Source organism: Lutibacter sp., assembly GCF_041596795.1.
Classification (GTDB): Bacteria; Bacteroidota; Bacteroidia; order Flavobacteriales; family Flavobacteriaceae; genus Lutibacter.
Genome location: NZ_JBFHHX010000002.1, coordinates 49997 through 64474 on the forward strand (window position 1 = coordinate 49997; position 14478 = coordinate 64474).

10 protein-coding genes and 1 other RNA gene are annotated in these 14478 nt (G+C 30.6%); 1 reads left to right on the forward strand and 10 read right to left on the reverse strand.

Annotated features, from left to right (window positions below; translation table 11 throughout):
• Positions 1-162 precede the first annotated feature (162 nt).
• The 9 genes from ABY298_RS00500 to ABY298_RS00540 form a co-directional block, all read right to left on the reverse strand.
• Positions 163-2940, reverse strand: a complete 2778-nt coding sequence (locus ABY298_RS00500) for a bifunctional aconitate hydratase 2/2-methylisocitrate dehydratase (protein WP_372744018.1) — start codon at positions 2938-2940, stop codon at positions 163-165.
• A 227-nt stretch (positions 2941-3167) separates the two neighbouring features.
• An RNA gene (rnpB, locus tag ABY298_RS00505) (RNase P RNA component class A) lies at positions 3168-3469 on the reverse strand.
• A 160-nt stretch (positions 3470-3629) separates the two neighbouring features.
• Positions 3630-4757, reverse strand: a complete 1128-nt coding sequence (dnaJ, locus tag ABY298_RS00510) for a molecular chaperone DnaJ (protein WP_372744019.1) — start codon at positions 4755-4757, stop codon at positions 3630-3632.
• A 9-nt stretch (positions 4758-4766) separates the two neighbouring features.
• Positions 4767-5294, reverse strand: a complete 528-nt coding sequence (locus ABY298_RS00515; protein WP_372744020.1) for a nucleotide exchange factor GrpE — start codon at positions 5292-5294, stop codon at positions 4767-4769.
• 139 nt (positions 5295-5433) lie between these two features.
• Positions 5434-6747: a UDP-N-acetylglucosamine 1-carboxyvinyltransferase gene (gene murA / locus ABY298_RS00520; RefSeq protein WP_372744021.1), complete on the reverse strand. Its 1314-nt coding sequence runs from the start codon at positions 6745-6747 to the stop codon at positions 5434-5436.
• A gap of 22 nt (positions 6748-6769) precedes the next feature.
• A complete protein-coding gene (locus tag ABY298_RS00525) occupies positions 6770-7381 on the reverse strand; it encodes a DUF4290 domain-containing protein (protein ID WP_372744022.1) in 612 nt (203 codons plus the stop codon).
• A 66-nt stretch (positions 7382-7447) separates the two neighbouring features.
• On the reverse strand, positions 7448-9775 hold the full coding sequence (locus tag ABY298_RS00530; protein WP_372744023.1) for an ATP-dependent helicase: 2328 nt from the start codon (positions 9773-9775) through the stop codon (positions 7448-7450).
• Between the two features lie 72 nt (positions 9776-9847).
• Positions 9848-11071 carry a hypothetical protein gene (locus ABY298_RS00535; RefSeq protein WP_372744024.1) on the reverse strand — a complete coding sequence of 408 codons (1224 nt, stop codon included), beginning with the start codon at positions 11069-11071 and terminating at the stop codon, positions 9848-9850.
• A 108-nt stretch (positions 11072-11179) separates the two neighbouring features.
• Positions 11180-12532: an OmpP1/FadL family transporter gene (locus tag ABY298_RS00540; RefSeq protein ID WP_372744025.1), complete on the reverse strand. Its 1353-nt coding sequence runs from the start codon at positions 12530-12532 to the stop codon at positions 11180-11182.
• A gap of 295 nt (positions 12533-12827) precedes the next feature.
• Here ABY298_RS00540 and ABY298_RS00545 point away from each other — a divergent pair, with 295 nt between their 5' ends.
• The gene (locus ABY298_RS00545; RefSeq protein WP_372744026.1) at positions 12828-13343 is read left to right on the forward strand and encodes a hypothetical protein; all 516 of its coding nucleotides are present in this window, start codon (positions 12828-12830) and stop codon (positions 13341-13343) included.
• Positions 13344-13398: 55 nt separating this feature from the next.
• Here the strand turns inward: ABY298_RS00545 and ABY298_RS00550 are convergent, their stop codons facing one another.
• Positions 13399-14478, reverse strand: a complete 1080-nt coding sequence (locus ABY298_RS00550; protein ID WP_372744027.1) for a YncE family protein — start codon at positions 14476-14478, stop codon at positions 13399-13401.

Below are 14478 nucleotides of genomic sequence, written 5' to 3' on the forward strand. Positions count from 1 at the left end.
AATAAAAAAGCTATCTAAAAAGAAAAATTTACGTCTGCCTGAACTTGTTTCAGGTTCTCATAGTGATTTATTTTCAATATGATGAAATTCTGAAACAAGTTTAGAATGACAAGTTTCTATACTTTTTAGATAGCTTTTAAAATAAGACAAAAAATCTTATAACTATTTTACTAACAGTTTATGTGATGGTTTAAACTTTGTTAAGTTAATGCCTTCTACCGCCGCTTCATATTCCTGAATGTTTGGTGTTCTTCCTAAAATGGTAGAAATTACCACCACAGGTGTTGATGAAAGCAACGATTCTCCTTTTTTCTCGTTAGAATCTTTAACAACTCTTCCTTGAAAAAGACGTGTAGATGTTGCCATTACAGTGTCTCCAGGTTCTGCTTTTTCTTGATTTCCCATACATAAATTGCAACCAGGGCGTTCTAAATATAGCATATTTTCGTATTTAGTACGTGCTGCAGCTTTGGGATCATTATCATCAAACTCAAATCCAGAGTATTTCTGTAATACTTCCCAATCTCCTTCCGCTTTTAATTCATCAACAATATTATATGTTGGTGGGGCAACTACTAAAGGAGCTTTAAACTCTACTTTTCCTTGTTGTGCCTCAACATTTTTTAACATTTGAGCAAGTATTTTCATATCTCCTTTATGAACCATACAAGAACCTATAAATCCAAGATCTACTTTTTTAGTTCCTCCATAATACGATAATGGTCTAATGGTATCATGTGTATATCGTTTAGATACATCTTCATTATATACATCTGGATCTGCAATCATAGGTTCAATTATCTTATCAAGATCTACAACCACTTCTGCAAAATATTTAGCATTTGCATCTGGAGTTAAAGCTGGCTTTTCACCAGATTTAATTTCTGCAATTCTCTTATCAGCAATTGCAATTAACCCTTTAAGAACTTGCAATTTATTATCCATTCCTTTGTCAATCATAATTTGGATTCTACCCTTTGCAATCTCTAAAGATTCAATTAAGGTAGCATCTTCAGATATGCAAATAGAAGCTTTTGCCTTCATTTCGGCAGTCCAATCTGTAAATGTAAATGCCTGATCTGAAGTAAGTGTACCTATATGCACTTCAATAATTCTTCCTTGAAAAACGTTATCACCACCAAATTGAGAAAGCATTTGTTGTTGCGTTGCATGAACAACATCACGGAAATCCATGTAGCTTTTCATAGTACCTTTAAATGTAACTTTTACCGATTGAGGAATTGGCATTGTAGCTTCACCCGTAGCAAGTGCCAATGCAACTGTACCTGAATCTGCACCAAAAGCAACACCTTTTGACATTCTTGTGTGAGAATCTCCACCAATAATAATTGCCCAATCATCAACAGTAATATCATTTAATACTTTATGAATAACATCGGTCATTGGTTTGTATTTATGCTGAGGGTCTCTTGCAGTTATTAAACCAAAATCATTCATAAATTTCATCAATCTAGGAATATTTGCTTTCGATTTATTATCCCAAACTGAAGCTGTATGACAACCCGATTGGTATGCCCCATCAACAATTGGAGAAATAATAGTTGCTGCCATCATTTCTAGTTCTTGCGAAGTCATTAAACCAGTAGTATCTTGTGAACCTACTATATTTACTTCAACTCGAACATCAGAACCAGCGTGTAATACTTTACCCGGCGTTGTTCCAACCGCATTTTTATTAAATATTTTTTCAACTGCCGTTAATCCTTGGCCTTCAATAGAAATTTCTTTTGATGGAGCGTACACAGGAATAACATCAACTCCTAAAACCTTTGAAGCAAATGTTTGTAGTTTTTTACCAAAAACAACAGCATAAGATCCTCCAGCTTTTATAAATTCAACTTTTTGTGGTGTTAAAGATGCCGAAATATCTATCAATTCTTTATCGCCGTTATATAGTTTTTTCTTTTTAGTATTTACTGTTAACACAGTTCCCGTAGCAACAGAATATGCTTCTTCCAAAACTGGATCTCCATTTTCATCTCTTAATGTATTTCCTTTAGCATCTGTCTTTTTTATCCAATTTTTAAGATCAATACCAATTCCTCCTGTAACACCAACTGTTGTTAAAAATATTGGTGAAATACCATTTGTTCCTGCAATAATTGGTGCAATATTAATAAATGGCACATACGGGCTAGATTTTATACCAGTCCATAACGCAACATTATTTACACCAGACATTCTTGATGAACCAACACCCATTGTCCCTTTCTCCGCAATTAACATTACTCTTTTGTCTGGATGTTCTTTTTGTAAGGCAAGTAACTCGTTTTGTTTTTCTTTATTATGTTCAAATAAACATTGACCATGTAACTCCCTATCTGATCTTGAATGGGCATCACCACCTGGAGACAATAAATCTGTAGAAATATCTCCAATTCCAGCTATAAATGTAACAACTTTTATTTCCTCTTCTACATCAGGAAGTTTAGTGAAAAATTCAGCTTTGGCATAACTCTCAATAATTTCTTTAGCTATTTTATTACCATTCTCAAAAGCTTCTTTTAAACGATCTGTATCTGCCTCATAAAGAAATACTTGTGTTTTTAAAACGTCTGCGGCTTGCTTTGCTATAATGTTATCTGTACCTAAAGCTAAATCTAACAATACTTTAACTGAAGGTCCTCCTTTCATATGTGATAAAAGCTCAAAAGCAAATGACGGTGTAATTTCTTTAACCACTACTTCGCCTAAAATAATTTCCTTTAAAAAAGTAGCTTTTACACCAGCGGCACTTGTAGTTCCAGGTAATACATTATAAATAAAGAAATTAAGAGATTCTTCTCTGTATTGATTATTTATATCTTTTATTTGATTTATTATTTCGCTTAGCAATTCAGCACCATCAATTGGTTGTGGATGTAATCCTTGGCCTTTTCTTTCTTCAATTTGCTTAAGGTAGTCTTTGTAAGTATTCATATAATGGTTGAAAATTTAGTGTTTAAAGCTTTTGATAATTTCAAGAGCGATATGTTATTTTTTAGTTTAGTTTTTTACCGAGCGAAGTTACAAAAAATGATTGCTTTTATTAGAAATGAAATAGGTTGAAAAGCATTTTTAGAGAAATAAATATTTACTATATGATTTTTTTTATTATAAATAAAAACCACCTACGAAAACGTTGTAAATATTAGGAATATGGTAAAAAATTAAGTAGATCTATAAGCCGAATTTTGTACTTTTAAAAAGTTCTTATCATTTATCTAGACTATAAATTACTTTATAGCTCAATCTGCCTACCCCTTGAAATAGAGCGAGCAACTCTAAAATTTCAATATACATGGCATTGCACCGCATAGAGTTTACCTGGTTTCACTACAGCCGAACTGTACTTGCTTTCTGTTGCACTTGTCCTCGACTCACGCCGGACGGATGTTATCCGCTATGCTACTCTGTGGTGTCCGGACTTTCCTCTTCAATAAATTGAAGCGATAAGACGACCTACTTAATTTCTGCAAAAATACATCAAATAAATGTATAAAAAAACCCACTCAAAGTTTGAGTGGGAAAATTGCTATGAAAAAGAAAAAGTGTTACCAGATGTTTCACTGATAACACTTCAAATATAATTTATTTTTTATTAAAATAAAATAAAAAAAATCTTTTTTTTATGAAAACATATCTTTTACTTTTTCAAAAAATGATTTATCAAATTTTGATGGATTTGGTTTAAAATTTTCGTCATTTTCCATTTGCTCAAAAAACTTCTTTTGCTCTTTACTCAAACTTTGTGGAGTCCATACATTTACATGTACCAATAAATCTCCAGTTCCGTAATGGTCTATACTTGGTAAACCTTTACCTCTCAGCCTCAGTATTTTACCTGACTGTGTTCCTGGTTCAATTTTTATTTTCACTTTTCCAGTAACCGTATCTATATTTTTATTAGCTCCTAAAACAGCTTCGGAAAAATTGATGTATAAATCGAAATGTAAATTAGTGCCTTCTCTTTTTAAACTATCATGAACTTGCTCTTCAATAACTACAATTAAATCACCATCAATAGAGTTATTTCCTGGTGCTGCATTTCCTTTACCATTTACTTTTAACTGAACACCTTCTGTAACCCCAGCAGGGATTTTAATTGAAACTGTTTCTTCTTTAAATTCTAATCCTTGAGCATCTGCATTTTTAGAACTTTTATCTAAAATTTCACCAGCACCCTGACATGTTGGACATGTAGAAGCTGTTTGCATTCTTCCTAAAATAGTATTGGTAATACGCATTACCTGACCAGATCCATTACAAGTAGTACATGATTTAAAAGTAACTCCTTCCGCTAAAACTTTTCTTCTAACTTTTACTTTCTTTTCAACACCATTTGCAATTTCTTCTAGAGTTATTTTTACTCTTATACGTAAATTACTACCTTTAACTCTGGCGCGTCCTCCTCTAGAACCACCACCGCCAAATCCTCCGCCAAAAGCACCACCAAATATATCGCCGAATTGACTAAAGATGTCATCCATATTCATTCCGCCTCCGCCGAAACCTCCGTGGCCTCCTCCGCCATTCTCAAAAGCCGCATGACCATATTGATCGTAACGAGCTTTTTTATTTTCATCACTTAAAACCTCATAGGCTGCAGCAGCTTCTTTAAATTTTTCTTCAGCTTCTTTATCACCTGGATTTTTATCTGGGTGATATTTAATTGCCATTTTTCTATAAGCTTTCTTTATGTCAGTTGGAGTAGCGTTTTTAGCAATACCCAATATTTCGTAATAATCTCTCTTCATTTTGTTAAATTATTGTCCTACTACTACTCTAGGATATCTTATTATTTTATCGCCTAATTTATAACCTTGCTCAATTACATCAATTATTTTACCTTTTAAATCTTCTGATGGAGCAGGTATTTGTGTAATTGCTTCGTGTAATTCAACATCAAAAACATCTCCTGCATTTGCTACAATTGGAATTAAACCTTTTTGAGATAATGAATTACGAAGTTTATTATTAATTAATTCCATTCCAACAAGAGCTTCCTCTTGATTAGATTTTTTTAATTCTGCTAAACCTCTGTCAAAATCATCTAAAATTGGCAATAAAACTGTCATTAATTCCTCATTGGCAGTTTTAAATAACTCTATTCGCTCTTTTGAAGTTCTTTTTTTATAATTTTCAAATTCCGCAAATAATCTTAAAAATTTATCTTTTTCCTGACTAACTTCTTTTTTAAGTTGGTCTTCAATGCTTATTTCTTGAACTTCCGGCTGAATATCATCATTTTCAATAATTTCTTTTTCGGCCTTTGTATCTTTCTTTTTGCTCATATTAATTGCTTAAAATTTTTCTTTAGAATGTAACTCAAAAGTGTTGCCAATATTGATTTTATGCCAATATGACATTTGATACTTACTAAATTTTAATTTTTCTGATTTTTAAAATAGAATTATTTAAAATAAATAGAATTTAATTTGCTGCAACTCTTGTTATTTTAGCTCCAATTGCACGTAATCTTTCATCAATATTTTGATAACCTCTATCTATTTGCTCAATATTATGAATGGTGCTTTTCCCGGTTGCAGAAAGTGCTGCAATAAGTAAAGAAATACCGGCTCTAATATCGGGAGAACTCATAGTTGTAGCTTTTAAACTTGACTCGTGATTCATTCCAATTACAGTGGCTCTATGTGGGTCGCATAAAATTACTTTTGCGCCCATATCTATTAATTTATCAACAAAAAACAAACGACTTTCAAACATTTTTTGGTGTATTAATACACTTCCTTTTGCTTGTGTTGCAACTACCAAAATAATACTTAATAAATCTGGTGTAAAACCTGGCCAAGGGGCATCGGAAATTGTTAAAATAGATCCATCAATAAAATTCTGAATTTCATAGTTTTCTTGAGCAGGAATATAAATATCATCTCCTTTTCTTTCTAATTTAATTCCTAATTTTTGAAAAACTCGTGGAATTAATCCTAAATGTTCCCAACTTACATTTTTTATGGTGATGGATGATTTGGTCATTGCTGCCATTCCAATCCAACTACCAATTTCAATCATATCTGGTAAAATTCTATGAGTACAACCTCCTAATTCTTTTACACCTTCAATTTTTAATAAATTAGAACCTACACCAGTAATTTTAGCACCCATACTATTTAACATAGTACATAATTGTTGAAGGTATGGTTCACAAGCGGCATTATAAATTGTTGTAATTCCTCTTGCTAATACGGCAGCCATTACAATATTTGCTGTTCCAGTTACTGAAGCTTCTTCTAGCAACATATCTGTTCCCGTTAAATATTCCGCTTCAACTCCGTAAAATTTTTCATCGGTATTATATCTAAACTTAGCTCCTAAGTTTATAAATCCTTCAAAATGCGTGTCTAATCTTCTTCTTCCAATTTTATCTCCTCCAGGACGAGGAATATATCCTTTTCCAAAACGTGCTAATAAAGGACCCACAATCATAATGGAACCTCTTAATGAACTTCCATCCTTTTTAAATTTATCCGATTCTAAATAATCTAAATCTATTTCATCTGCTTGAAACTCATAGGTGTCGGCATTTAATTTATTTACTTTTACACCTAATTCACCCAATATAAAAATTAGTTTATTTACATCTATAATGTCAGGAACATTACTAATTGTAACTTTTTCTGGTGTTAGAATTACGCTACAAATAACTTGAAGCGCTTCGTTTTTTGCTCCTTGGGGTGTGATGCTTCCACTTAATTTATGACCTCCTTCGATTACAAATGTTGACATTAATTATATATTAATTTAATTACTATTTCTTTTTTTGACGGTTACTTTTTGTGTTTGATTTTCTTTTTCGCATTAAATCTTTTACTTCAGATAGATTTTCATTGCGTTTATCTAAATCAATTTTACCATTTGAAAGTTCTTTTAAATGTTTAAAAATAACTTCATCTTCAACGGTATCTTTATTCCAATTTAAATAACATTTTTTCATGTGGTTTGCTATTGCAAAATACAATGCTGTACGCGCTTCACCTTCTTCCCATGTTAACGCGGTATCAATCATTGTTTGAATATTATTACCATAAAAACGATATTTAGAATCGTAATTTGGATACGCTAAACGTTCTGGTTTTGCTTGTAGTGCTTCTTTTTCCGGTTTTTCATAAGGAGATTCTACATCTAATTTAAAATCGGACATTATAAACAATTGATCCCAAAGTTTATGCTTAAAATCGGGTACGTCTCTTAAATGCGGTTGTAAATTTCCCATTACATGAACAATTGCTTTTGCCATTTTATTGCGCTCTTCAACATCTTCTAAAGCAATACAATGATCCACTAATTTTTGCATGTGTCTTCCGTATTCAGGGATAATTAAATGCGATCTTTCCGCATTATATTCTAAATCAAATTCCATATATCTATTCTTCTTATTTTAATATTGCAAATTACAATATATAAATTGGTTTTACAATGTAATTATTTAGCTAATTATGGTAAGCTTGGCAAATTGTAGTAATAATTTTTTAACTCCTACAGATGCAAATCTAATTTCTGCCTTTTGATTTGCTCCTGAACCTTCTAAACTTATAACTTCTCCTTTTCCAAATTTGGTATGAGAAACAATAGATCCAACGGAAACATTGGAATCGAATAAATTTACAGGATCTTTGGTTGTTTTTACCACCTTCTTTAAGTTTTTTGGTGGCTGAAACTCTATTTTAGGTGCAGATGTTGGCTTTACCGGAGTTCTTTGTACTGGTTTTTTAAAACGAATTCTATCTTGTGGAACACTTCCAAAAATATCTTCATTTATAAATTTATTTTGTACTGGTTTATGACTTAAAGTAGTTAAGTTTTCAATGTACTTTTCGTCTATTTCTTCTAAAAACCTACTTGGCTCACAATCTACTAATTTACCCCAACGATATCGCATTTGTGCGTGACATAAATACGCTTGTTTCTCTGCTCTGGTAAGTGCAACGTAAAATAATCTTCGTTCTTCTTCCAGTTCACTTCTGGTAGTCATACTCATTGCTGATGGAAATAAATTTTCTTCTAATCCAACAATATAAACATACGGAAACTCCAAGCCTTTTGCAAGGTGAATAGTCATTAAAGAAACTCTAGGTTTATCATCTTTTGTAGCCACATCACTACTTGTTTCTAATGCTGCAGTTTCTAAAAAGTGTGCTAAAGAATCATCTTCTGATTTTTCTTTTTGTTCTTCTGTAAAGTTTTTTACTTTATTCAATATTTCTTGAACATTTTCTACTTTACTTACACCTTCTGGTGTTCCATCTTGCTCTAAATCTTTAATAAAACGCACTTGTTTTATAACAAATTCAGCTACTTCAAAGGCATTTTTTGTTTGCGCTTCAATTTGAAAATGATGAATCATTGTAACAAAATTTTGCAACTTTGTTCTAGTACCAGAATTAAAATTTAAATCGGTTTGGTCTAAATTTTCTAATATTTCAAATATTGATTTTTTATAATGATTGGCTGCAACTGCTAATTTATCAATGGTTGTGGCTCCAATTCCTCTTGCCGGATAATTTATAATTCGCTTTAAAGCCTCTTCATCATTTGGGTTTATTAAAATACGCAAATAAGCAACAACATCTTTTATTTCTTTACGTTGGTAAAAAGAAATTCCACCGTAAATTATGTAATCAATATCTTTTTCTCTTAAGGCATCTTCTAAAGCTCTAGATTGTGCATTTGTTCTATACAAAATTGCAAAATCAGAATTTTTTAATTGATCATTCATTTTATGATCAAAAATAGAATCGGCTACAAACCTTCCTTCTGAAACCTCATTTACTGTTTGCTTTACCTTAACTTTATTGCCCTCTTCGTTTTCTGTCCAAACTTCCTTATCTAATTTTGTTTTATTTTTTTCAATTACGCTATTTGCAGCTTGAACAATGTTTTTTGATGATCTATAGTTTTGTTCTAATTTAAATATTTGAACGTTCTCATAATCACGCTGAAAATTTAAAATATTTTGAATATTTGCACCTCTAAATGCATAAATACTTTGCGAATCATCTCCTACCACACAAATATTTTGAAATCTGTCTGCCAATGCTTTTACAATTAAATATTGGGAGTGATTGGTATCTTGGTATTCATCTACCAAAATATATTTAAACCGGTGCTGATATTTTGCTAAAACCTCTGGAAATCTTGTTAATAACTCATTGGTTCTTAATAATAAATCATCAAAATCCATTGCGCCAGCTCTAAAACAACGCTCTACATATTGATGGTAAATTTCACCAACTTTTGGACGTTGCGCCATTTTATCGGCTTCAATTAAATCGGGATTTCCAAAATAAGCTCTAACGGTAATTAAACTATTTTTAAACGAAGAAATACGTGCCAAAATTTGTTTTGGTTTGTATTTTTCTTTGTCCAATTCCATTTCTTTAATAATAGAAGTAAGCAGTCTTACAGCATCTTGCGTATCATAAATTGTAAAATTTTGAGGAAACCCAATATGATCTGCTTCTGAACGTAAAATACGGGCAAAAACCGAGTGAAAGGTTCCCATCCATAAATTTTTTGCTTCAGAAGAGCCAACAACACTGGCAATTCTCTCTTTCATTTCTCGGGCAGCTTTATTGGTAAACGTTAATGCTAAAATATTAAAAGGATCAATATTTTGATTCATTAAATACGCTATTCTATAAGTTAAAACACGTGTTTTTCCAGAGCCTGCCCCAGCAATAATAATCATTGGGCCTTCTTTGTGTAAAACCGCCGCTTTTTGAGATTCGTTAAGTTCTTGTATGTATTTATTCACAGGAATTCTTTAAAGTTCAAAAGTACTATTCAAAATTAAGTTTGGCAATAAAAGTTATCGACAATAAAATTATTAAACCTTTTTATTATTAAAAACTTGGGTAATAAGTACTAAAAATATTCCAAAAAACAAAAAACAACTACTAATTAATAGCAAAATTGTATAATTTGAAATTGGTTTTAATTGCCACAAAATTAAAAATCCTTGACCAAAAAGTAATATTTCAGTAAGTAAAATACCAATTAAAAAAATGAGGATTCCTATTTTTGATAAAATTGTGTTTAATACTATTTTTCCTAATTCACTCATAATCAACATCAAAAGAGTGCTCATAAATGCTAATGTAAACAAATGCAAATATCCTATAATAAAAAAAGGTTTTAAAGCTAAACTCTTTTCTACAATATAAGGGAAAGCCGATATAACCTGACTTATAATTTTTAAACTATATGCTACAATTAAAAAAATTAATAAAACTTTAGAAAGCTTAGTCCATTTTAATTGTGATTTTATTTGATGAAAAATTTTAAATAAAAACAGTAAAGATATTAACTGTAAAATTGCTGCTGAAAAACCTACAACATAAAAAAATGGACTTACATTACTCCATAAAACCGATAGAGAATAGGCTGGAATACACGCAATATTTAAATAGATGAAAAATAGCCTTTTGTATTTTTCTGAAACTACTATTTGTTGGTTTTCAAAAACTTTAAAAAGTGACCCAAATAAAGAAAAAACAAAAAAACCATTGTACAAAAAATGCAAATAAAAATAAATAGTATTATAGTATAAATCTGATTTTCCAAACTTAATTATTACAAAAACTAAAAACCAAGTTGCAATACTTGAAAGTAGATAATAATAAATACTAAACCGAATTAATTTTACTGAAGTATCACTTCCTTTAATATGTTTTAACACTTTGAAAGACAGAACATATGATGAAATTCCAAAAATTGATAATAGAATTATAGAAAATGCTTTGTAACCTGTTAAAGGGAAGCTAAATAACATTAAAAAAACACACACTATATTAATAAAAAGAGTTGTTTTAAAAGCTACGTTATTTCTGTTTTTTTTAGGAATAAATAACATTAAAACTGCACCAATAGTAGCTAAATAACCCCATCCTAAAAAGGCAACATGAGAATGCCCTTGAACCAGGTTTTTATATGAAATTAAATGTGATGGATAAACAAAATTCCATCTAATTAACAAGCCTAAAAAGGCTGAAAACAGAAATAATGCTAATGCAATTATAAAAATATGTTTAGAAATTAATTTATTTAGCATTCTTTTATTTTAAGAATACAAATAAACAAGAAAATTGAGAATAATCAATTATTTGCAAAAAAAAAGCGACTTCAAAATTGAAGTCGCTTTTTAAAATATTTATATTATTTATTTTTTAGTGAAGGTATAAGAGATTCCTAACATAACCATATCAGTTGTCATTTCATATCCTACTTTTGTTCCATCAATTGCACCGTAAGGATTAGAAGCTGTTATAGCATATGGACTTAACATATTTCCTTCTGTTTTTCCATCACTAGCACCGTGGTGATAAACTCCGTTTAAAGTAAAATTATCATTAAAGTGGTAACCAAATCCAAATTGGAAAGCATTTTTTATAATAGCAGTTGCAGGAATTGAGAAGAATGCTAATTCATCATCAATTGGGTTACTACTGTATGTATAACCAACTCTTAAAGGTAATTTTTCAATTCCTTTATATTGGATACCTGCAGAAAGAATATTTACATTTTTCCATCCAAAACCTTTAACAGAACCTGTTGCATTCCATCCTTTTTCCTCAAATCCAGCTGTATTTTCGTAATCAACTTGTCTTAAATCTACTGCAAAATCAAAATTATCTGTTGAATAACCTAAACCAAATGATAAAATTGCTGGATAATCCATATTAAAAGCTACATCTGCAGCTTCAGAACCATCTAAATACGTATTGCTAAATTCGAAATCGCTAAATTTTTGTGCTGTTTTGTAAGATGCTCCTATTTTTATTCCACCATCTGAGTTATAAAATAAACCAAATTGCGCTCCATATCCAAAAGCAGTAGCTTTATTACTTACCGGATAACCTAATGTTGAACTTGGAGATGATAATGGATTTGGTGCTAACTCTAAAGATGCATAGTTTACTGTTGGTTGAATACCAATAGAAAAATTACTAGTAATTTCATAAGCCCAAGCTGCACCAACTTGTAAAAGCATATAATCAGATTCAACAAGTCCAAAACCGGTTGCTTGTTGTGGATAGTTTATAGCATTAGAATTAGCTGTAGGATCAAAACTTGTACCTGCTAAAGGGTTATTTTCTTCTTCTGGAAAAGTAACTCCAAAACCACTAATACCAAATGCTGAAACTCCAAAAGTGTGTTTGCTATCTTCTTTTCCCCAAACCATTGCTGCAGCTGGCATTGGTGATACACCTCTATCATCTTTAGTTATACCAGATACCGCAGGCATTCCTGTACCTAACATTCCTGCTGGTAAGCTTGAACTTAATTCTGGCGATGAGAAAAAGGCTCCAATATCAAAGTTTAAAATTTTGCTATTAAATGTTGAAATAGTAGCTGGGTTCCATTGTAAAGCACCACTAATATCAATAGGTTGTGCGGTTGATGCTCCACCCATTGACATATTAACAGATCCAACACCTTGCATAATATGTCCAGCTTGAGAAAAAGCTGCACTTGTAAATAAGACGATTGCTAATTGTAAAAATTTTTTCATAATATAAATTTAGTTTGTTTGATTTTGCTACAATTGTTACGTACTCTTATGTAAGCACTTACATTGTTTCGTTTCTAACAAAATTAGAATGTTTAACTTCGAAATATACTGACAATTATCAGTAAATCATACACACGTTGTAACATTTGTTACATCAATATTGAACTTTAGTAATAAACTAATTAAAATCAATAACTTGAAGAAAGTTATAAAGCTCCTAATTAATTTTATGATAATATTTTATAATTTTTAGTTCAAAAAACAATAAATTTGAAATTCATTAAATTTTATAAAATTGGATCAAATTTTACAATTATTAAGTTTTACAATTCCTGCTATAATTACCGGAGCAGTTGCCTATTATTTTTTTTTAAATCATACTAAAAATGAAGAAAATAAAATAAAACTTTCTATGGTAAAAGCTAATAGAAAACAGGTTTTACCTATTAAATTACAGGCATACGAACGAATGACTTTGTTTTTAGAACGTATAAATCCATCTAATTTATTAATACGTATAAATTCGGTAAATAATGATAAAAATGCATATATGCATAGTTTAATTAATACCATAGAGCAAGAATTTGAGCATAATTTAGCACAACAAATATATATTTCGGAACAATGTTGGAGTGTAATTGTTGCATCAAAAAATGCTACTGTTCAATTAATTAAAAAAACTGCTGAAGATACTGCTATTACAAATGCACAGCAATTACGTGAAGGAATTTTAAAAAGTGTTTTAAGTAGTTCCTCTCCTTCTACCGCAGCATTATCATTTATTAAAGAAGAAGTTAGAGATTTTATATAAATACAAAAAGCCACTTTAAAGTGGCTTTTTGTATCTTTTTCATAGTAAAATTCCACTAGTTAAAATATATCTTTGAAGCTGCAATTGGTGCTTTAAATGATTGTATTTTAGATTGTGTAGTTAAATCGTAAATTAATAAATCGCCTTCACTTGCAAAATCCCCAGCGTCAACTACATATAAATTATTATCTTTAATTGCTAACCCATAATGAGAACCTGCAGTTGTTTGAAAATAAACACTTGTTGGTAATACTGTTGCATTTTCTTCAACTTTATAAATATTGTTGTATACACTATAATATAGGTTTCCACTTGCATCTATATCTAACAAACTTGGCTGAGTTCCAGATGGAAATTCTAATTTTGATGCTACAGTATTTGTTGAAGTATTTATGGTTGTTATAGATGCTAATGTTTGCTCTGTTATTGCCCAAGTTGTTGGATCGTATGTAGTTTTACCCTCACACAAAACAATTAAATCTCCAGAGTTATCAAAAAATATTTCATCTGGATTATCATTTACAGTAATTTCTGTAATTGCTTCTGTAGAAATATCTATTACAGAAATAATATTATTTGTATCGTTTCCTCCTTTATGAGAAACATATAATTTTCCATTATTTGCAATAATTCTTTCAACACCAATAGAAAGAGAGATTGTACTTGTAACTTCAAAAGTGTTTAAATCTACAACAGCAATATAGTCATCGTCTACATCTGCTCCCCAAGAACCTTCTGCCCAGTTTGTTACATAACCTTTATCTCCAACAATAGCCATATATCTAGGTTTTTTTAAACCTGTAGTAATAGTTCCAATTTTTTCAAATGTATATCTATCCACTACTGTAATAGTATTTTGATTATCAACAATTAAATAGGCGTTATCATCATCAAAAGCAATTGATTGTAAGTATTTTCCTAAATCTTCGTTATTTACGTTTTTATAAATTAAACTTTCTGTAATACTAAAATCGTTAGACACATAATAAACAGAACCAGTTGATCCACCTTCTCCAGAAATAAGAATACCATTATCATAGGCTCCTTCAGTTTTTTCATCATCATTATCATCATCACATGATATAAATAAAACGCTTAGCAACAAAGTGCTAAACAACAGTTTACTAATTTTCAT

What these genes read in the sequence shown, in the direction of transcription:
- murA (WP_372744021.1), bottom strand. Translation starts at nt 6,747, where the DNA reads ATGTCAACATTTGTAATCGAAGGAGGTCATAAATTAAGTGGAAGCATC.
- ABY298_RS00515 (WP_372744020.1), bottom strand. Translation starts at nt 5,294, where the DNA reads ATGAGCAAAAAGAAAGATACAAAGGCCGAAAAAGAAATTATTGAAAAT.
- ABY298_RS00550 (WP_372744027.1), bottom strand. Translation starts at nt 14,478, where the DNA reads ATGAAAATTAGTAAACTGTTGTTTAGCACTTTGTTGCTAAGCGTTTTA.
- dnaJ (WP_372744019.1), bottom strand. Translation starts at nt 4,757, where the DNA reads ATGAAGAGAGATTATTACGAAATATTGGGTATTGCTAAAAACGCTACT.
- ABY298_RS00500 (WP_372744018.1), bottom strand. Translation starts at nt 2,940, where the DNA reads ATGAATACTTACAAAGACTACCTTAAGCAAATTGAAGAAAGAAAAGGC.
- ABY298_RS00540 (WP_372744025.1), bottom strand. Translation starts at nt 12,532, where the DNA reads ATGAAAAAATTTTTACAATTAGCAATCGTCTTATTTACAAGTGCAGCT.
- ABY298_RS00535 (WP_372744024.1), bottom strand. Translation starts at nt 11,071, where the DNA reads ATGCTAAATAAATTAATTTCTAAACATATTTTTATAATTGCATTAGCA.
- ABY298_RS00525 (WP_372744022.1), bottom strand. Translation starts at nt 7,381, where the DNA reads ATGGAATTTGATTTAGAATATAATGCGGAAAGATCGCATTTAATTATC.